The sequence below is a fragment of the Streptomyces cyanogenus genome, from assembly GCF_017526105.1.
In the GTDB taxonomy this organism is placed as follows: domain Bacteria; phylum Actinomycetota; class Actinomycetes; order Streptomycetales; family Streptomycetaceae; genus Streptomyces; species Streptomyces cyanogenus.
In genome coordinates this window covers 6,778,889-6,798,905 of the sequence record NZ_CP071839.1, presented here as the reverse complement: position 1 = coordinate 6,798,905, position 20,017 = coordinate 6,778,889, and the positions used below count along the sequence as shown (strand labels likewise).

Annotated in this window: 15 protein-coding genes; 7 read left to right on the top strand and 8 right to left on the bottom strand. The window is 73.5% G+C overall.

The genetic code is table 11. The features are described from left to right. The first annotated feature begins 4 nt into the window (after positions 1–4). Positions 5–868 carry a phosphotransferase enzyme family protein gene (locus S1361_RS30520; RefSeq protein ID WP_208035111.1) on the top strand — a complete coding sequence of 288 codons (864 nt, stop codon included), beginning with the start codon at positions 5–7 and terminating at the stop codon, positions 866–868. A gap of 174 nt (positions 869–1,042) precedes the next feature. Here S1361_RS30520 and S1361_RS30515 read toward each other — a convergent pair whose 3' ends face one another. The 4 genes from S1361_RS30515 to S1361_RS30500 all read right to left on the bottom strand — a co-directional run bounded on the left by S1361_RS30515 (position 1,043) and on the right by S1361_RS30500 (position 5,433). Then, positions 1,043–1,768, bottom strand: a complete 726-nt coding sequence (locus S1361_RS30515; protein ID WP_208035110.1) for a 3'-5' exonuclease — start codon at positions 1,766–1,768, stop codon at positions 1,043–1,045. Between the two features lie 102 nt (positions 1,769–1,870). Then, positions 1,871–3,109: an SAV2148 family HEPN domain-containing protein gene (locus tag S1361_RS30510; RefSeq protein WP_208035109.1), complete on the bottom strand. Its 1,239-nt coding sequence runs from the start codon at positions 3,107–3,109 to the stop codon at positions 1,871–1,873. A 125-nt stretch (positions 3,110–3,234) separates the two neighbouring features. After that, on the bottom strand, positions 3,235–4,566 hold the full coding sequence (locus tag S1361_RS30505) for a copper amine oxidase (protein ID WP_208035108.1): 1,332 nt from the start codon (positions 4,564–4,566) through the stop codon (positions 3,235–3,237). Positions 4,567–4,620: 54 nt separating this feature from the next. Continuing rightward, positions 4,621–5,433 (bottom strand): Tat pathway signal sequence domain protein, encoded by an 813-nt coding sequence (locus S1361_RS30500; RefSeq protein WP_208035107.1) that lies wholly within the window; start codon positions 5,431–5,433, stop codon positions 4,621–4,623. Between the two features lie 198 nt (positions 5,434–5,631). Between S1361_RS30500 and glgX the strand changes: the two genes are divergently transcribed. The 3 genes from glgX (at position 5,632) to treY (ending at position 11,955) form a co-directional block, all read left to right on the top strand. After that, a complete protein-coding gene (glgX, locus tag S1361_RS30495) occupies positions 5,632–7,743 on the top strand; it encodes a glycogen debranching protein GlgX (RefSeq protein WP_208035106.1) in 2,112 nt (703 codons plus the stop codon). 210 nt (positions 7,744–7,953) lie between these two features. Then, positions 7,954–9,423 (top strand): M1 family metallopeptidase, encoded by a 1,470-nt coding sequence (locus S1361_RS30490; protein ID WP_208035105.1) that lies wholly within the window; start codon positions 7,954–7,956, stop codon positions 9,421–9,423. A gap of 162 nt (positions 9,424–9,585) precedes the next feature. Continuing rightward, entirely contained in the window at positions 9,586–11,955 is a 2,370-nt protein-coding gene (gene treY, locus S1361_RS30485; protein WP_208035104.1) for a malto-oligosyltrehalose synthase, read from the top strand. A 13-nt stretch (positions 11,956–11,968) separates the two neighbouring features. On the opposite strand, the gene S1361_RS30480 is transcribed toward treY, so the two are convergent. Beyond that, positions 11,969–12,904 (bottom strand): LysR family transcriptional regulator, encoded by a 936-nt coding sequence (locus S1361_RS30480; protein ID WP_208035103.1) that lies wholly within the window; start codon positions 12,902–12,904, stop codon positions 11,969–11,971. Positions 12,905–13,021: 117 nt separating this feature from the next. Here S1361_RS30480 and lpdA point away from each other — a divergent pair, with 117 nt between their 5' ends. Together lpdA and S1361_RS30470 are read left to right on the top strand one after the other, a co-directional pair. Beyond that, on the top strand, positions 13,022–14,491 hold the full coding sequence (lpdA, locus tag S1361_RS30475) for a dihydrolipoyl dehydrogenase (RefSeq protein WP_208035102.1): 1,470 nt from the start codon (positions 13,022–13,024) through the stop codon (positions 14,489–14,491). A 137-nt stretch (positions 14,492–14,628) separates the two neighbouring features. Beyond that, on the top strand, positions 14,629–15,879 hold the full coding sequence (locus S1361_RS30470) for a M14 family zinc carboxypeptidase (protein WP_208035101.1): 1,251 nt from the start codon (positions 14,629–14,631) through the stop codon (positions 15,877–15,879). Between the two features lie 81 nt (positions 15,880–15,960). On the opposite strand, the gene S1361_RS30465 is transcribed toward S1361_RS30470, so the two are convergent. Further along, entirely contained in the window at positions 15,961–16,374 is a 414-nt protein-coding gene (locus S1361_RS30465; RefSeq protein ID WP_208035100.1) for an SSI family serine proteinase inhibitor, read from the bottom strand. A gap of 102 nt (positions 16,375–16,476) precedes the next feature. Then, a complete protein-coding gene (locus tag S1361_RS30460; RefSeq protein ID WP_208035099.1) occupies positions 16,477–17,028 on the bottom strand; it encodes a DUF1707 and FHA domain-containing protein in 552 nt (183 codons plus the stop codon). 176 nt (positions 17,029–17,204) lie between these two features. On the opposite strand from S1361_RS30460, the gene treZ reads away from it, so the two are divergent. After that, the gene (gene treZ / locus S1361_RS30455) at positions 17,205–18,950 is read left to right on the top strand and encodes a malto-oligosyltrehalose trehalohydrolase (protein WP_208035098.1); all 1,746 of its coding nucleotides are present in this window, start codon (positions 17,205–17,207) and stop codon (positions 18,948–18,950) included. Between the two features lie 87 nt (positions 18,951–19,037). Here the strand turns inward: treZ and S1361_RS30450 are convergent, their stop codons facing one another. Then, positions 19,038–19,973: a phosphotransferase family protein gene (locus S1361_RS30450; protein ID WP_208035097.1), complete on the bottom strand. Its 936-nt coding sequence runs from the start codon at positions 19,971–19,973 to the stop codon at positions 19,038–19,040. Positions 19,974–20,017: the final 44 nt, after the last annotated feature.

The following is a 20,017-nucleotide window of genomic DNA, read 5'->3' as shown; positions in this document are numbered from 1 at the left end:
GAGGATGGACGAGGCACGCGCACGGGACGTACTGGCCGCGGCCGGAGTGCTGCCGGGCCGTGCCCGGGACGCGCGACTCCTGGCCCTCGGCGAGAACGCGGTGTTCGCGGCCGGCGATCTGGTGGTGAAGGTGGGCCGGGACGCCGAACTGCTGGCCCGGGCCGAGCGCGAGCTGGCCATCGCCGGCTGGCTGGCCGAGGCCGGCGTACCGGCGGTCCGGGCGGCCGAGCCGAAACCGTTGCTGGTGGACGGCCGTCCGGTGACCGTGTGGCACCGGCTGCCGGATCCCGTACGGCCCGCCGAGCCGCGGGACCTGGCCGCACTGCTGCGCAGGGTGCACGCACTGCCCTCTCCTCCCTTCGGGTTGCCGCCCCGCGACCTGCTGGGCGGTGTGGAACGCTGGCTGCGGCTCGCGGGCGACGCGATCGACCCGGAGGACGCGGCCTATCTCCGGGCGCGCCGCGACGGCTTCGCGGCCCGGGCGGCGGCGCTGACGCCGCGTCTGACGCCGGGGCCGATCCACGGCGACGCGCTGCCCCGCAATGTGTACGTGGGGCCGGACGGGCCGGTCCTGGTCGACCTGGAGACCTTCTCCGCCGATCTGCGCGAGCACGACCTGGTGGTCATGGCCCTCTCCCGCGACCGTTACGGACTGCCCGCCGAGGCGTACGACTCCTTCACCGAGGCCTACGGCTGGGACGTGCGCGAGTGGGAGGGCTGTGCGGTGCTGCGGGGCGCCCGGGAGACGGCGAGCTGCGCCTGGGTGGCCCAGCACGCCCCGAGCAACCCGAAGGCGCTGGCCGAGTTCGAGCGCCGGGTGGCGTCGCTGCGGGACGGGGACGCGACGGTGCGCTGGTATCCGTTCTGAGGCTGCCCGTCGAACGCAGCCGGCCGAGAGCGCCGGAAGGGGCGCGGGGCCGTGTCCGGTCCATGGCCCCGCCGCGTGGGCGCGACCCGGCCGCGACGCGCCCGCGAACGGAAGGGGCCGGGGTCTTTCGTTCGGATCGGCTCCGCGAGCCCGGCAGGAACCGAACGCAAGGCCCTAGGCGGGCTGGCCCTCGGTCAGTTCCCGCAGCGGCCAGGTGCCGTCGACCACCGCGTCGGCCTCCCCCTTGCGGCGCAGGAACGCCTGGAAGTCGGCAGCCCAGTCCGCGTACCACTCGATCTGCCGCTGGTGCAGCTCGGCCGGGCCCAGGGAGGCGATCTTCGGGTGGCGCTCGGCTATCGCGGAGGCGAGCCGCGCCGCGGCGAGGGCGTCGGCGGTGGCGTCGTGGGCCGCGCCGAGGACTATGCCGTACTCGGCGCAGACCGCCTCCAGGTTCCGTTTGCCGCGGCGGTAGCGGTCGACCCAGCGGTCGATGGTGTACGGGTCGATGACCGGGGCGGGCCGGGTGCCGCCGAGCCGGTCGGTCAGGGACGGCAGGCCGTACCGCCGCAGTTCGGCCGAGAGCAGGGTGAGGTCGAAGGCCGCGTTGTAGGCGACGACCGGGACCCCCGTCTTCCAGTAGGCGACCAGGACGTCCGCGATGGCGTCGGCCACCCGGTCGGCAGGACGGCCCTCGGCCGCCGCGCGTTCGTTGCTGATGCCGTGCACGGCGACCGCGTCGGCCGGGATCTCCACGCCCGGATCGGCCAGCCATTCCCGGCGCCCCATGGGCTCGCCGGCCCTGACCTCTATCACGGCGCCCGTGACGATGCGCGCCGCGCGCGGATCGGTCCCGGTCGTCTCCAGGTCGAAGCCGATCAGCAGCTCCTGGTGCCAGCCCATGGGCGGCCCCCCTTCTCGGTGGTGCTTTCCCCCAGTGGCTCCCACCATTGCACGCGGCACTGACAATCCGAGGACCGCGTTCCGCTTGCCGTCACGAACAGTTCAGGACACCGGACGCGAATCCGCCCACGTCAGCTCGAATTCCTCGCGGTATGTCGGGAAGAGCCCGGCTTCACCAACGTCGTCCGACTTGACCAGCTTGCTGCCGTTGCGCAGCACCAGCACCGGCGACTCCATCCCCCGCGCCCCCCGCAGGTAGGACTGCACCACCGCGATCCCGTCGGCGCCGTCGCCGTCCACCAGGTAGGCGGTGAAGCGGGGCGTCTCGTCGTACACCTGGATCTCGAACGCGCCCGGGTCGCGCAGCCGGGACCGTACCCGGCGCATGTGCAGGATGTTCATCTCCACCGAGCGGCTCAGTTCGCCCCGCTTCATCCCGAGTTCCCGCTCGCGCCGCTTGACCGAGCTGGAGGCCGGGTTGAGGAAGAGCAGCCGTACCCGGCAGCCGGACTCGGCGAGCCGGACCAGGCGCCGCCCGGAGAAGTTCTGCACCAGCAGGTTGAGGCCGATGCCGATGGCGTCGAGCCGGCGGGCACCGCCGAAGATGTCCTCGGCCGGGAACCGGCGCAGCAGCCGCACCCGGTCGGCGTGGACCGCGACGACGTCGGCGTACCGGTCGCCGACCAGGTCCTCGACCGCGTCGACGGGCAGCCGGCGCGCCGAGGGGACGTCGCCGCCCGCGCCGAGCATCTCCAGCAGCCGGGCGGAGGCCCGCTCGGCCTGGCCCAGGACCGCCTCGGACAGGGCCCGGTTGCGGGAGACGACGTTCCGTGTCACCTCCAGCTCGTCCAGGGCGAGTTCGAGGTCCCGGCGCTCGTCGAAGTACGGCTCGAAGCACGGCCAGTGCTGCACCACCAGCTCGCGCAGCTGTGGCAGGGTGAGGAAGCTGAGCACGTTGTCGTCGGCCGGATCCAGCAGGTAGCCCTTGCGGCGGCTGACCTCGCGGACGGCGACCGCGCGCTGCACCCACTCCTGCCCGGCCGGTCCGGCCGCGGCCACCACCCACTCGTCGCCGTGGACGGGTTCGTAGATGGGCCGCAGGACGGCCGCCACGACCGCGCGCAGCCGCTGTTCGACGAGGTTCAGCCAGATGTAGGCCCGGCCCGCCCGCTGGGCGCGGGTGCGCACCTCGCGCCAGGCGTCGGCGTCCCAGTCCAGCTCCGGCCCGATGGACCCCGCTTCCATCGGCCGGGCCAGGGACACCGCGCCGGGCGGGACGTCTGCGGAGTTCCCCTCGTGACCCTCGTCACCAGGAGGCAGCTCCAGCCCTCCCGAGCCCACCCGTGCACCGCCTTCCGCTCCCCCGGGCCTTTCCCGTCTCAACGATCAAGGAAGGGTACTCCGCAAGCGGTCGGCGGTGCAGCCGGATGGGCAGGTCGGTTTCCCGACTGCCCGGCTCAACTACGCTATTCCCAGTGACCGTTCTGCCATGCCAGCTCCTTGGGAGTGAGCGGATTCATAGCCGTGACGTCCCGTGGGGCGATGGAGAAGCCCTGCCAGTGCACGGGCATGGGCTGCTGGTCCTCGTCCCGGGCGATGTGGTGGAAGCCGACGTTCATCCAGATCACCGGGTGAGTGAGGTTCTGGCCGTTGACCCACTTGTCGACGGACTTCGGATGGCCGGTGTCACAGGCGGAGTTCTTGACGGCGAACAGCTCGCACTTGTCGTACTCGGTCACGTAGATGTCGTGCCGGGTGAAGTCGCGGCCCGGGTACCTGGTGGTGGGCCCGGGGACCAGCTCGTACGAACGGGCGTGCCCGTCCTTGTTCTTGCCGGTCGCGCTGACCACCCGCCACCAGCGGTAGGCCTTGGAATCACCCGCGAGTTCCTTGGTGACCTTCGTCCGGGTGGTCTTGGCGGTCGGCCCCTCCTGCGAGCCGGAGGGGGCGCTGACGGTCGAGTCGTACTGCTCGACCTTCGTCCTGGACGAGCCGTCAAGCCCGAAGTCGAGCCGCCAGAAGACGTTGTGGCTGTGACTGGTGGAGTAGTCCCTGGCCCCCTTGCCGATGGGCCAGCCGCGGCCGTCCTGGGCGTTGTAGTCCTCCCAGGAGAGGCTGCCGGTGGCGCCGACGTTCATGGCGATCGTGCCGTCGTCCTGGAAGCGCCACTCGCTGATGTACTCGTACCAGCCGACCTGGTTGACGGTGTAGACCAGCAGGTCCTTGCCCTGCTGCTGGTAGGTCCTGCCCGACTGGAGGCTGTCGTGCATCCGGTAGGCGTGACCACGCGAACGGGTGGTGGTGCACAGGCCCTTGACGTTCGGGTGGCGCGGGTCGCCGTCCGGGACCTTGACGGTCTTGATGGTGCCGCCGGGGCACTCGCCGGGCGACAGTTCCATCAGGTCCTGGGCGAAGGTCTGGTCCGTCAGGTCGTACCACTCGTGCTTCCCGTCGTCGTACGGGACGTGGATCTGGCCGAGTCTGGCGCTGTTGAGGACCTTGATCGGCTTGTTCTCGCCCTTGGGCTGGTAGGAGACGTTCTGCAGGACGAGGCCGGCCTTGCTGTCGTAGCGCCAGCACATGCGCCAGGTCGTGCCGGTGGTGAGTTTCTGCTCGATGGTGTAGGCGGCGCTGCAGCCGGGTGCCGCCGCGGGCGCGGTCCGCGGCCGGGCCGCGGCCGGGCCGGCGACCGTCGTGGCGCCGGCGGCCAGCGCCGCGAGGGACAGCGCGACGGCCGCGCTCTTGCGGGCGGTACGGCCGAGGCCGGGCACGGCGCCGGTCAGGTGCTTTTCGGGCATGAAAGGGGTGACTCCCTTGCCAGAGGTGCGGTGGGAAAGGCGGGCGGCGGCCGGTCAGCCGCGGTCGAGGGCGGCGGCCTTGCGGGCGCTCAGGTCGATCACCAGGTCCCGGGTGTCGATCCAGGGCCCGTTACGGACCTTGGTGAACAGGCGCACGCACCGGTGCTCGCCGCACCGGTCGAGCACCGCGGGCTGGGCGCCCGGCGAGGCCTCGTAGATCCCGCCGCTCAGTTCGAGCTGGTCCGGTGAGGTGAGTTGCTTGCCGGTGGCGTCCTTGTAGTCCGCCCTGACTCCCGCGCCCAGCGGGTCGGCGATCAGGATCCGGGCCGCCTCGGCGCTCTCGGCGCGGCTCGGCGGCGGCTGGACACCGTGCTGGGTGCCGGTGTGCTCGACCTTCCCGGTCCCCAGGTCGACGGTCTTGGTGACGAGTGTGTCGTTCCCGTAGTCGTAGAAGGTCACGTCGGCCCGCCGCGGCGCGTCCGGGTCGTCCGCCTCGTCGGCCTCCGGTTCGGCGAGGTCGGTGCTCAGCCGCTGCGGTCCGCGGCCTCCGGCGACGTCCCGGCCCGTGGCCGAAAGCCGTCCGCTTTCGGCGATCTTCTCGACCCGCCGGATCTCGTCGTCGGTGAGCGGGTCCCGTCCGGTGCCCTGTTTCGGCTCGGCGGGTGCCTGCTCGACGGCACCGGGCGGTGCCGCGTCCTGTCCCTGCCCGGCCTGCCGCGCGGCCCGCGTACCGCCGCCGGGCCCTCCGGAGTCGTCCGCTCCGGCCGTGCCCGGCAGGGTGACCGCGACCATGGCGGCGGTCCCCGCCGCCGCCAGAGCCGCGCCGGTCAGTACCTTGCCCAGATGACGGTGGACTTTCTCGCGCACATCCTCCCCCTGCTCCCCTTGGGTCCCCTGGATCGCGTGTTGCCCCGCTGGTTCGGCGCACGGCGGGTACCAGAACCGCCGTGCGCGCTGGTCACTGTTCAAGAGGGCGGGTGAGCCACGGGAGGTTGCCTCACTTTCGGACGAGACGCGGGGCCAACGCGGCCCCACCCGGACGGCACACCTGGGAGAGTCGTATCCATGCAGGTCTGGCCTGGAGAGGCGTATCCGCTCGGCGCCACCTATGACGGCGCCGGAACCAACTTCGCGGTCTTCACGGAGGCCGCGGACCGAGTAGAGCTGTGTCTGCTGCACGACGACGGCTCGGAGACGGCGGTGGAACTGCGCGAGAGCGACGCGTTCGTGCGGCACGCGTACGTGCCGGGCGTGATGCCGGGGCAACGGTACGGGTTCCGGGTGCACGGCCCGTACGACCCCGGGCGCGGGCTGCGCTGCAACTCGGCGAAGCTGCTGCTCGACCCGTACGCGAAGGCGGTCAGCGGGGCGGTCCGATGGGGAGAGGAGGTGTACGGCTACCACTTCGGCGCGCCCGACAGGCGCAACGACCTCGACTCGGCGCCGCACACCATGACCTCCGTGGTGATCAACCCGTACTTCGACTGGGGCGACGACCGCCCGCCGCGCACCGACTACCACCACACCGTGATCTACGAGGCCCATGTGAAGGGCCTGACCATGCGTCACCCGGGGCTCCCCGAGGAGCTGCGGGGCACGTACGCGGCCCTCGCCCACCCGGCGATCATCGAACACCTGACCAAGCTCGGGGTGACGGCTCTAGAACTGATGCCCGTGCACCAGTTCGTGAACGACCACCGGCTGGTCGACATGGGCCTGAACAACTACTGGGGCTACAACACCATCGGCTTCTTCGCCCCGCACAACGCGTACGCCTCCTGGGGCGACCGCGGCCAGCAGGTGCTGGAGTTCAAGTCGGCGGTCCGGGCGCTGCACGAGGCCGGGATCGAGGTCATCCTGGACGTGGTCTACAACCACACCGCCGAGGGCAACCACCTGGGTCCGACGCTGTCCTTCAAGGGCCTCGACAACCCGTCGTACTATCGGCTCGCGGACGACCCCCGCTACTACATGGACACCACGGGCACCGGTAACTCGCTGCTCATGCGGTCCCCGCACGTGCTCCAGCTGATCATGGACTCGCTGCGGTACTGGGTCACCGACATGCACGTCGACGGCTTCCGCTTCGACCTCGCGGCGACGCTCGCCCGGCAGTTCCACGAGGTGGACCGGCTGTCGTCGTTCTTCGACCTGGTGCAGCAGGACCCGGTGGTCTCCCAGGTGAAGCTGATCGCCGAGCCGTGGGACGTGGGCGAGGGCGGCTACCAGGTGGGCAACTTCCCGCCCCTGTGGACCGAGTGGAACGGCAAGTACCGCGACACCGTACGGGACCTGTGGCGGGGCGAGCCGCGCACCCTCGCGGAGTTCGCCTCACGGCTGACCGGCTCCTCCGACCTCTACCAGGACGACGGCCGCCGGCCGCTCGCCTCCATCAACTTCGTCACCTGTCACGACGGTTTCACGCTGCACGACCTCGTGGCGTACAACGAGAAGCACAACGACGCCAACGGCGAGGACAACCGGGACGGCGAGAGCCACAACCGGTCCTGGAACTGCGGGGCGGAGGGCGACACCGACGACCAGGAGGTGCTGCGGCTGCGCGCCCGGCAGATGCGGAACTTCATCGCCACGCTGATGCTGTCCCAGGGCGTGCCGATGATCAGCCACGGGGACGAGTTCGCCCGCACCCAGCGCGGCAACAACAACGCCTACTGCCAGGACACCGAGCTGTCGTGGGTGGACTGGCCGGAGTCCCTGGAGAGCGACCTGCTCGAGTTCACGCGCGCGATGGTGTGGCTGCGCCGGGACCACCCCGTCTTCCGCCGGCGCCGCTTCTTCCACGGCCGTCCGGTGGAGGGCACCCATGACGAGCTGTCCGACATCGCGTGGTTCACCCCGGAGGGCGGTGAGATGACGCAGCAGGACTGGAACTCGGCGCAGGCGTCCGCGCTGACGGTGTTCCTGAACGGCCACGCCATCTCCGAGCCGGGCCCGCGCGGGGAGCGCATCACCGACGACTCCTTCCTGCTGATGTTCAACGCTTCTCCCGAGCCGCTGGACTTCCTGGTACCGGTCGACCACGGCCGGCAGTGGCAGGTGGTGGTCGACACGGCCCGGCCGGAGGGCGTGCCGCCGGGAACGGGCGAGAAGGTCGCGGCCGGGGACCGCATCACCCTGCCGGACCGCAGCCTGACGGTGCTGCAACGGCCGGCATAGCGGAGGCCGGGGGCGAGGGACGTCCCGCCGGCGGCCTGGGGCCGGTTCTCCGCCCCAGGCCGCCCCGCGGTGGGGCCGCGCGTCCCGCCCCCGCGCGTACAGGCCGGGCGGGGCCGGGTGGCCTGCACAACTTTCGGCGGCTCCGAGGCAACCAGGAGCCCCCACGGGGTTTCTGACATCTCGCGTCCTGCGCTCGACGGGAGAGACGAGATGACACCTCAGACCACGAGGAGCGGCCGGCCCCGTCCGGCGGTCCCGGGCCGTCCGTCCGGCTGGCTGCCGGCCACAGCCCTCCTCCTGGCCATGACGACGTCCTGCACGGGCTCCGCGCCGGCGGGCGGAGCCGCCGCGGCCGCGAGGCCCGGCACGGCCGGAGTGGGCGACCGGCTCTTCCCGGCGCTCGGCAACGGCGGCTACGACGTCGTGCACTACGGGCTGACACTGGACTACGTTCCCGAGACCAACCACCTGAAGGGCAGGGCGGTCATCACGGCACGGGCCACCCAGGGCCTGAGCCGCTTCGACCTCGACCTGACCGGACTGCGGGTGCGCACGGCCACGGTGCAGGGAGCGAAGGCCCACGTCGCACGCAGGGACGACGAGTTGGTCCTGACACCGGCGAAGGCGGTGCGCAAGGGCGAGACCTTCAGGACGGTCGTCACCTACGAGGGCACCCCCCGCACGCTCCAGGGCGACGACGGAGGCCTTGAGGGCTGGATCGAGACCGACGACGGCGCGACCGCCCTGGGCCAGCCGACCGGCTCCACGACCTGGTTCCCGGGCAACCACCACCCGTCGGACAAGGCCACGTACGACATCACGGTCACGGTGCCCAAGGACGAGGACGGCGACCCCTACGACGTGGTCGGCAACGGCACGCTGATCGCCGAGGAGGACAAGGGCGGTGCCGTGGTCCGGCACTGGCGTACCGAGGAGCCCATGGCGAGCTACCTCGCCCACGTCTCGGTCGGGCACTTCGAGATCCACAAGGGATGGACGGACGACGACCTGCCCGTCTACGTCGCCGTCGACCCGGACGAGTCCGAGGACGCCGCCGGTGTCGTGGACGCGGTGAAGGAGGTCGTCGACTGGGCAGGCGACCGCTTCGGCCCCTACCCCTTCTCCTCGACCGGTGCCGTCGTCGACCACCTGCCCGGGCTCGACTACGCCCTGGAGACCCAGACCCGGCCCTACTTCGACGAGGCGCCGGACGAGGCGCTGCTCGTGCACGAGCTGGCGCACCAGTGGTTCGGCGACTCCGTCACGCCCCGCACGTGGAAGGACATGTGGCTGAGCGAGGGGCTGGCCACCTACGCGGAGTGGCTCTGGGAGGAGGACCACGGCGGCAGGGACACCAAGGAGATCTTCCGGGACTTCTACGACGGCAGGGACACCGAGAGCGAGGGCATCTGGGCCTTCCCGCCGGCCGACCCGCCCGGTGCGGGGCACGTCTCCGACCCGCCGGTCTACGGACGCGGCGCGATGGTGGTGCACAAGGTGCGCGAGGCCGTCGGCGACGAGGCCTTCTTCGACATCCTCCGCACCTGGACCCGACGGCACCGGCACGGCAACGCCGACACCCGGCAGTTCGTCGACCTGTGCGAGGCCAGGTCGGGGAAGGACCTGACCGGCCTCTTCGACACCTGGCTCTTCACCGGGAAGAAGCCGTCCCGGACGTGAGCGGAGGTCGAACGACCGTTCGCCCCGGGTCCTTCCGGCGGGGTGGGCCGCATGCCGGCGCGGCTCCCCCGTTCGTTCCCGGTGCTCGTTGCGGGCACGCGCGCATGGGTCCGTCCGGGGGTCGATGACACGAAACCCGGCGAGCGGGGTACGTAGGTTCCCATGACTTCTGCGCGACCCGGACCGGGGGTGCCCACGGCCACCTACCGGCTGCAGCTCCAGCCCGCGTTCCCGTTCGCCGCCGCCGAAGCGGCCGTACCGTACCTGGCGTCGCTCGGCGTCTCGCACCTGCATCTGTCCCCCGTCCTGGAGGCCGTCCCCGGCTCCGCGCACGGCTACGACGTCGTGGACCACGCGCGCGTGCGCGAGGAGCTGGGCGGCGAGGAGGGGCTGCGCGCGCTGGCGCGCACCGCGCGGGAGCACGGCCTCGGCCTGGTGGTGGACATCGTGCCGAACCACATGGCGGTGTCGCCCCGGCACAACCGCGCCCTGTGGGAGGTGCTGCGGGAGGGGCCCGGGTCGCCGTACGCGCGCTGGTTCGACATCGACTGGGAGGCGCAGGGCGGCCGGGTGCTGCTGCCGGTGCTCGGCGGCCCGATCGGCTCGGAGCTGGCACACCTGGCGGTCGACGGCGACGTCCTGCGCTACCACGACCACGCCTTCCCGCTCCGCCCGGGCAGCGAGCACCTGCCGCTGCCCGAGCTGCTGGACGCCCAGTGGTACCGCCCGGTGTGGTGGCGGCTGGCCCGTACCGAGCTGAACTACCGGCGGTTCTTCAGCATCTCCGAGCTGATCGGGCTGCGGGTGGAGGACCCGGAGGTGTTCGAGGCCACCCACGCCACGATCCTGCGGCTGCTGGCGGAGGGCGTGGTCGACGGGCTGCGGATCGACCACCCCGACGGGCTCGCCGACCCCGACGGCTACCTGGCGCGGCTGCACGAGGCGACCGGCGGGCGCTGGACGGTCGTGGAGAAGATCCTGGCCGACGGCGAGCACCTGCCGGCCTCGTGGCCCGTCGCGGGCACCACGGGCTACGACGCCCTGCGGCACGTCGACGGCCTGTTCACGGACCGCACCGGGGCGTACGAACTGCTGGGCCGCTACCGGGCGTTCGCGGCACCGCAGACCGACCGGGGCGGCAACTGGGAGGCCACGGTCCGGCGGGCCGCGTACAAGGTGCTCACCCACGAACTGGCCACCGAGACGGACCGGCTCACCCGCGTGGCCGCCCGGCTGTGCGCCGTCTCGCCCGACCTGTCGCTGCGCGACCGCGCGCCCTGGGCGCTGCGCACGGCCGTGGAGGAGCTGCTGGTGCGGATGCGGGTCTACCGGCCGTACGCCTCCGGTGACGCCTCCGCCGTGATCACCGAGGAGGCCGCCGCGGAGGCCCGGCTGGCGTTCGTGGTGCCGGAGGAGGCCGAGGCCGTCGGCATCGTGCGCCGGCTGCTGGTCGAGCCGCCCGGCGACCCGTCGGCGCCGGACCACGCCGACCGCGTGGAGTTCCGCACCCGGTTCGCGCAGACCGCGTCGGCGCTGCGCGCCAAGTCGGTGGAGGACACGGCGTTCTACCGCTATGTGCCGCTGCTGTCGACGGCCGAGGTGGGCGGGGACCCGGGCAGCCCGGGCGTGGCCCCGGAGGAGTTCCACGCGTACTGCGCGCGCGTGCAGCGCGACTGGCCGCTCACCGGCACGGTCGTCTCCACGCACGACACCAAGCGGAGCGCGGACGTGCGCGCCGCACTGGCGGTCCTCACCGAGTGCCCGGACCGCTGGGGCGAGCTGCTCGCCGAGGTGAGCCTGGCCGAGGAGGGCGCGCCGGACGGACAGCTGGCCTGGGCGGCCTGGCAGACGGTGTTCGGGCTGGGGCCGGCCGAGGAGGACCGGGTTCGGCAGGCGCTGCTGAAGCATGTGCGCGAGGCGGGCATGTACACCAGCTGGACGGAGCAGGAGCCGCCGTACGAGGAGGCCGTGGCGGCGTTCGTCGCGGCCGGTCCGTGCGGGCCGCCCGGCGAGCGCGTGGCCGCCTTCCGCAAGGCGCTGGAGCCGCATGTCCGGGCCAACGTCCTCGGCACCGCGCTGGTCCATCTGACGATGCCGGGGGTGCCGGACGTGTACCAGGGCTCGGAGGGCGAGTACCGGGCGCTGGTGGACCCGGACAACCGTCGGCCGGCGGCGTTCCCGCCGGAGGCGCCCGGCGAGAAGGACGCGCTGACGGTGGCGGCGCTGCGGCTGCGCGCCCGGCGGCCGGCCGCGTTCGGCGCGGACGCGTCGTACGACCCGCTGGCCGCCGAGGGCCCGGCGGCCGAGCACTGCCTGGCGTTCGCGCGCTCCGGTGAGGTGGTCACGGTGGTGACCCGGCTGTCGCTGCGTCTCGCGGAGGCGGGCGGCTGGCGGGAGACGACGCTGCCGCTGCCGCCGGGCCGCTGGGCGGACGTGCTCGTCCCGGGGCGGGAGTTCACCGGCCACGCGCGCGTGGCGGACCTGCTGGACCGGCTGCCGGTGGCGCTGCTGGAGCGGGTCGCGCAGGACTGAGGGGCCGGCCGGATCAGGTGGCCGGTACGGCAGGCGGCTCGCAGTCCTCGTACGGCCCGGAGGTTTCCAGAGCCGGCCAGGTGGCGCGCAGGAGGTCCACGAAGGCCGCGGCGGCCCCGGTGGGCGGCACGCGCGCGTAGACGGCCAGGGGGCGCTTCCAGGGCGGGTCGGGGCTGAGGACGACGCAGTCCTCGCCGACGGCGCCGCGCACGATGTGGGCGGGCGCGGCGCACACCCCGACGCCGGCGGCGGCCATGCGTACGGCCGTCGAGGTGTGCTCGGTCCACACGGCGGTCCGGGGCCGGAACCCGGCCTTCCCGCAGGCCCAGTCGAGGAAGCGTTCGCCGTGCACGACGGGTTCCATGGCGCAGCGGATCCACGGGTGGTCGGCGAGTTCCGGGAGCGTGACCGTCGTACGGCCCGCGAGGCGGTCGTCGAAGGGCACGACGAGGACGACCTCCTCCTCGCCGACGGGCACGACGGTGCCGGACCGGACGGCCGGCTCGGGGCCGACGGCGAGGTCGGCGGTGCCGCGTTGCACGGCCTCCTCCAGGGCTTCGGCGGTGGCGTACTCGTGCAGGCGCAGCAGGACCCTCGGGTGGGCCGTGCGCCAGCGGGCGAAGACGTCGGGCAGGGCGCCGACCGCGATGGAGTGCAGGGCCGCGACATGCAGTTCGCCGCCCTCGGCTCCGACGGTGGCGCGGGCGGCGCGGCGGGCCTGCGCGGCGCTGCGGACGGCGAGTTCGGCGTGCGGCAGGAAGGCGCGGCCCATGGGGGTGAGGCGCACGCCCCGGGGCAGCCGCTCCAGCAGGGCGCCGCCGACCGACTTCTCCAGCGCCTTGATCTGGTGCGAGAGCGCGGGCTGGGTGACGTGCAGGGCGTCCGCCGCCCGTGTGAACGACGCCTCCTGGACGACCGTCACGAAGTACTCCATCTGGCGCAGGCTCAACTCCCCGTGCCCTCCCCGTCCACCTGGTCCACCTGGTCCGCCCATGAAGACCATGCATGGATTCCACAACAACATTGCCTTGGACTCATGACAAGAGGTGGACGGAAGGTGGATGCCATGACCATCGATACGGGCATCCATACATCCGACGTGATCGTCATCGGCGGCGGCACCGGCGGTTACGGCACCGCCCTGCGCGCCGCCTCCCTGGGGCTGGACGTCGTCCTGGTCGAACGCGACAAGGTCGGCGGGACGTGTCTGCACCGGGGCTGCATCCCGAGCAAGGCGATGCTGCACGCCGCCGAGCTGGTCGACGGGATCGCCGAGGCCCGCGAGCGCTGGGGCGTGAAGGCGACCGTGGACTCCGTCGACTGGGGGGCGCTGGTGGCCACGCGGGACGACATCGTGGCGCGCAACCACAAGGGTGTGGAGGCGCATCTTGCACACGCGGGCGTGCGGGTGGTGCGGGGCAGCGCACGGCTGACCGGGGCGCGCACGGTGCGTGTGGAGGGTGTGCGCGCGGACGCGGCGCCGGGCGCGCTCGGTGAGCGCACGGCCGGCGGGCAGGACCTCACCGCGCGCCGCGGGATCGTCCTCGCGACCGGCTCGCGGCCGCGCACGCTCCCGGGGCTCGCACCGGACGGGCGGCGGGTGGTGACCAGTGACGACGCGCTGTTCGCACCGGGGCTCCCGGGGTCCGTCCTGGTGCTGGGCGGCGGCGCGATCGGCGTGGAGTACGCCTCCTTCCACCGGTCCATGGGCGCGGAGGTCACCCTGGTGGAGGCCGCCGACCGGATCGTGCCGCTGGAGGACGCCGATGTGAGCCGGCACCTGACGCGCGGCCTGAAGAAGCGCGGGATCGACGTGCAGGCGGGCGCCCGCCTGCTGGACGCGGAGCTGCTGGACCACGGTGTACGCGCGCGCGTGCGCACCGAGCGGGGAGAGACCCGGACGGTGGCGGCGGACCGGCTCCTGGTGGCCGTCGGCCGGGCGCCGGTCACCGAGGGACTGGGCCTGGCCGCGGCCGGGCTGACGACGGACGAGCGGGGGTTCGTCGTCCCCGCCGACTGGGGCCGGCTGGAGACGGCCGTGCCGGGCGTGCACGTCGTCGGCGACCTCCTGCCGCCGCCCTCGCCCGGCCTCGCCCACGCCTCCTTCGCGGAGGGGCTGCTGGTGGCCGAGACGCTGGCCGGGCTGCCGTCGGCGCCGGTGGACTACGCGGCCGTGCCCCGGGTCACGTACTCCGCGCCGCAGACCGCCTCGGTCGGACTGACCGAGGCCGAGGCACGCGCGCGCGGGCACGAGGTCGACGTCAACACGATGCCGCTGACCGCCGTCGCCAAGGGCATGGTGCACGGGCAGGGCGGCCTGGTGAAGGTGGTGGCGGAGGCCGGCGGCGGGCAGGTCCTGGGCGTGCACCTGGTCGGCCCGCACGTGTCGGAGATGATCGCCGAGAGCCAGCTGATCGTCGGCTGGGACGCCGAGCCCGCGGACGTCGCCCGGCACGTGCACCCGCATCCCACGCTGTCGGAGGCGGTGGGCGAGGTGTTCCTGACACTCGCGGGACGCGGTCTGCACCAGCAGTGAACCCACGGAACGCAGTGGCCCGGACGGGGGCGGGCCACTGCGTCCGGGCGCCCCCGGGAGCCTCCCCGGCCGCACGCTTGACAGTTGACCCGCCGCATGCGGGACTGGGAGGGCGAAGCCGGGCGGACAAGTCGGGGGTGAGTCCTCTGCCGGAGCTGCGCTATCCCAGCGTTCCCGAACTGGTCGCCTCCGCTCGGGCCTTGGCGGCGCAGGAACCCGGGCTGTGCGCGCTGCGTCAGGTGGGCGTCTCGCGCGCGGGAAGACCCCTGCACCTGCTGTCGGTGGGGCACGCCCGCCGTGCGGTGCTCGTGGTGGCGGGCGCGCACGCCAACGAGCCGACGGGCGGCTCCACCCTGCGGGTGCTTGCCCGAAGAGTGCTGGCGGAGCCCGAGTTGCGGGCGGGCACCTCCTGGCACTTCCTGCTGTGCGCGGACCCGGACGGCGCGAGTCTGCACGTCACCCCGGCCCCGCGCAGCCTGCTCGACTACCACCTCGGCTTCTACCGGCCGACGGGCGCGGAGCAGCCGGAGTGGTCGCCCTCGGTGCTGCCGCCGGACCGGCTGCCGCCCGAGACCCGGGCGCTGACCGGGGTGATCGACGAGCTGCGCCCGTACCTCCAGGTGACCTTGCACGGCACCGATCTGGGCGGCAGCTGGGTGCAGCTGACCAAGGACGTGCCGGGCCTCGCCGAGCCGTTCGCCAAGTCCGCGGCGGAACTGCACATCCCGGTGGAGACGGGGGCCTCGGACGCGGCGGGCTGGCCGGCCTCCGGCCCCGGGGTGCACGTGATGCCCGGCCCGGAGAGCGGTGTGGCCTATCCGAGCATGCCGGACGACGCCCGGCACAGCACCTGGTACCACGCCCACCGGTACGGCGGTCTGACAGCCGTCGTGGAGGTGCCCATGTGGGCCAGCGACCTGGTGGACGACCCGGCACCGCACCCGGCACCGGCGGCGGCCATGCGGCGGCTGGCCGCGCGGCTGCTGCGGGACGCGCGGGAGGTGGAGCGCATCCTCGCCGAGGCGCTGCCCCGGCTGGACGGCGTGGACGGGCCGCTGCTGCGGGCCGCGCGGTGGGCGCTGGAGCTGATCCCGGGCCTGGCCGAGGACTGGACCCACACCTCTCCCGCGGGTACGACGATGGCCTATGTCGGCAGCGTGGACGCCTTCGGACGGCGGCTGCCGCTACGGGCCGCGGCGATGCTGCTGAGGGTGCTGCGGGAGACGGACGACCGGGCGGCACCCCGCCTGGAGCAGCTCGTCGCGACCTGGTGCGACGCCTTCGCGGAGCGGTTCAGGGCCCGCTGGGTGCCGGTGGCTCACCAGGTTGAGCACCAGTCCCGGACGGTGCTGGTGGCGGCGCAGCAGGCGCGCGAGCAGGCGTGGTGAGCCGGCCCCGGCCCACGCCACCGGGACCCCGGCCCACGCCACCCGGGCACCGCCCCACACCGCCCGGCCGTGGTGCGCCGGTCAGCCGTCCAGGGTGAAGACCGACCCCGTCCGCGCCCTCATGGTGCACGCGCTGCTGTAGGTCTCCTGGAAGTCGACCGACCGGCCGTTCCACTGCCCGCTCGCGTGGACGGTCACCGGCGCGAAGATCATCGGGCAGAAGACGTTCGCGGGCGGGATGCGGCCGATGTCTCCGCCGGCGGCGGACAGGTCGGCGCACGCCTCGGCCGCGTGCGCGTGCCCGAGGGGCGGGTCGCACAGCAGCAGCGTGCCGCGGGTCTCGGAGGACCGGGCGTCGCCCTTGGTGACCGTCAGGTAGAGCCAGTTGTCCGGGAGGGGGCCGCGGGAGGCCGCCCGGGCCGGGCCCGCGGTGAGAAGGCCGGTGGCGGCCAGCAGGGCGCCGGCCGCCGCTGCCGCTTTGGTGAGGTACGTCATGCCCGTTCCATCGGCACGGCGGCCCGGCTTCCGCAGTGCGGCTCACCCGATCGGGAGGGTACGCGCGCGTGACCGGGCACCAGTTCGACCGGGGTGGGCCGGTCAGCGGGCCGCGAGCCGGAACGCCGCCCGGCCGAAGGCGACCTGGTCGCCCTCGCGGACGACGACCGCCGCGATCACCCGGCGGCCGTTGACGGTGGTGCCGTTGGTGGAGCCCAGGTCCCGGAGGATCCACAGGCCGCCCTGATGGCGGAGTTCGGCGTGCACGCGGGAGACGGTCTCGTGGTTCAGGCGCAGTCCGTTGGCGGGATCGCGGCCGATGCGCAGCGGGTGGGTGTGCGACGGCTGCGGCAGCAGCAGCTTGGGCAGCCGCTCGGCCTGCCAGGCCCGGCGCAGCCGCACGGTGAACCCGGAGACGGCTTCCACGGTGCCGAGGACCGCGCGGGAGAACCGATTCTCCCGGGGCAGGTCGGCGACGAGGGCCGCGAGTTCGTCGGAGCGGCGGGCGACGAGCGCCAGCTCCATGCGGCGGACGAACGTGTCGTGCGAGAGCCGGCCCATGGCGACGCCGTCGCGCAGCACCCGCAGCGCCTTGTCCCGCTCCTCGTCGGACAGACGCGCGGGGTAGGTGGAGAACTCGAAGGACGACGTCACGCAGGTGATTGTCGGGCAGTGAACCGCGAGTGTCCAGAAAACGCGGAATCGGTGCGGGTGGGCGGGCAGTTCCGCGACACCTGCCGGCAAAGGGCGGATTCGAAAGCGGATTGATCGTCCGGGCGGCACGATGGAGACGCGGGACATCACGGTGAGCAGACGAAGGGGAACCGTCCGTGCAGTTCGAGGTGTGGGCACCGCAGGCAGACCGAGTGACGCTCCATTGCGAGGGCACCACGCGCGCGTTGGCGCGCGATCCCGCGCGCGAGGGGTGGTGGACGGGCGAGACGGAGGCGCAGGACGGCGCGCGGTACGGGTTCTCGCTGGACGACGGCCCGGTGCTGCCGGACCCTCGCTCGCGCCGCCAGCCGGACGGCCCGGACGGGCTGAGCGCGGTCGTGGACCACGGGCGCCACGAGTGGCGCACGCAGTGGCCGGGGCGCGGGCTGCCGGGCGCGGTGCTGTACGAGCTGCACGTGGGCACGTACACCCGCGAGGGCACCCTGGACGCGGCCGCCGCCCGTCTGGAGCACCTGGTGGAACTGGGCGTGACCCACGTGGAGTTGATGCCGCTGTGTCCCTTCCCCGGGCGGCACGGCTGGGGGTACGAGGGCGTGTCCCTGTGGGCTGTGCACGAGCCGTACGGCGGCCCCGAGGCCCTGAAGCGCTTCGTCGACCGGGCGCACGGGCTCGGTCTGGGCGTCGTACTCGACGTCGTGCACAACCACTTGGGCCCGTCGGGCAACTATCTGCCGCGGTTCGGGCCGTACTTCACCGACACGCACACCACCCCGTGGGGCTCGGCGGTGAACCTGGACGCGCCCGGCTCGGACGAGGTGCGCGCGTTCCTCCTGGGCAGCGCGCTGGCGTGGCTGCGGGACTACCGGATCGACGGGCTGCGGCTGGACGCGGTGCACAGTCTGTACGACACGCGCGCGTGCCACTTCCTGGAGGAGCTGTCGGCGGCCGTGGACGGCCTGGCGGACGAGGTGGGCAGGCCGCTGTTCCTGATCGCCGAGTCGGACCTGAACAACCCGCGGTTCATCACCCCGCGCGCGGAGCACGGCCTCGGCCTGCACGCGCAGTGGAACGACGACTTCCACCATGCCCTGCACACCGCGCTGACCGGTGAGTCGCAGGGCTACTACGCCGACTTCGCGCGGGACCCCTTCGGCGCGCTCGCCAAGACGCTCACCGGCGGCTACTTCCACGACGGCACGTACTCCAGCTTCCGGGGCCGCAGCCACGGCCGGCCGCTGGACCGCGCGCGCGTGGCCGGGCACCGGCTGCTGGGCTACAGCCAGACCCACGACCAGGTCGGCAACCGTGCCCAGGGCGACCGGCTCTCCGCCCTCGTCTCCCCCGGTCTGCTGGCCTGCGCGGCCACGCTGACGCTGACCGCGCCGTTCACGCCGATGCTGTTCATGGGCGAGGAGTGGGCGGCGGGCACGCCCTGGCAGTTCTTCACCGACCACACCGACGCCGAGCTGGCCGAGGCGGTACGGCGGGGCAGGCGGCGGGAGTTCGCCTCGCACGGGTGGGCCGAGGAGGACGTGCCCGACCCGCAGGACCCGGCGACCCGGGAGCGGTCCTGTCTGGACTGGTCGGAGCCGGAACGCGAGCCCCACGCGCGCGTGCTGGCCTGGTACCGCCGGCTGGTCGCGCTGCGCCGGGAACAGCCCGACCTCACCGACCCGGACCTCGCCGACACGAAGGTGGCGTACGACGCGGACGCCCGCTGGCTGGCCTTCCGGCGCGGGGACGTACGGGTGGCGGTGAACCTGGGCAGGCAGGAGGCGGCGATCCCGCTGGGCACCGGCCGGGTGGACGTCCTCGCGGCCTGGGACCCGGTCGAGGCACCGGGCCCGGACGGGCTGCTCCAGGTGCCCGGGGAGTCGTGCGTGGTGCTGACCCAGCCCTGAGGGGCCCTGCGGGCGAGAGGGAGGCCTTGAGGGGTTGTCCAAGGGCCCAGGCGCCAGGGCGGACCGCCTGGGGGCTCCGGGCCCGCGTCAGGGCTCCGGGGCGTCCTCCTGGAAGTCCGTCACCCGCTCCAGCAGGATCGGCTCCCAGGCGCGCCGCAGCTGGGTGCGCAGCAGGGGCAGCGAGCCGCCGGTGCGGCCCTCCAGGTGGCCGGTGAGGCGGATGACGGTGTCGCAGCGGGCCAGCCACAGGCCGCGCAGGCAGGGGCGGGCGCCGTAGCCGGCGAGGGTGGCGGCGCGGACGGCCGGCGGGGAGCCGACCGCGACGGCGAGGCCGGCGATGTCCTCGGCGGGGTCGCCGAGGGCCGCCGCGGTCCAGTCCAGGATGCCGCGCACCCGGCCGTCGGCGCTGACCACCACGTGCGCGCCGGTCAGCCCGTGGTGGGTGAGGACGGCGGTACCGGGCTGCGCGGCGAGCTGGGCCGCGCCGGGCGGGGTCAGCTGGTGCAGCCGGGCCGCGTCGAACTCGTCGGCGGCGGCGAGCCGTTCTGCCGCGTGCACGGCCATCCTGCGCAACGCCTCCAGGGAGCGCGGCGCCGTACGCGGCACGCCGAGCGCCTCCGCCTGGCGTGCGGGCACCGCGCGCAGCCCGCTCAGCAGCCCGGCGAGATCGGCCTCGCCGACGGCCGAGACGTCGTACTCGTCGGCCGTACCGCCGGGCACCCGGGTGTCGAGCGTGTAGGCGAGGCCGGGCGCCCAGTCGCCGTGCGCGACGCTGGTCGGCACGGCGACGGGCACGTGCGGGCGGATCAGGTCGCGCAGGCGCAGTTCCCGGCGGCGGCGGACGGAGGCCTCCCGGTCGGGCGCGAGGCGCAGCACATGGCGGCTGCCGATCCACCAGGTGTGCTCGCGGTCCTCCGTCACGGGCCGCACATCGGGTCCCCCGGCATCGTCGCCGCCCTCCTTGAGCAGCGAACGGACCAGTCGGCGGACGGTGTCCGCGGTGGGTGTCGGTGCCTGGGTCATGGGTCGCGCGTCGCCGTTCCGGGTGTCGTCGTGACGGGTTCTCC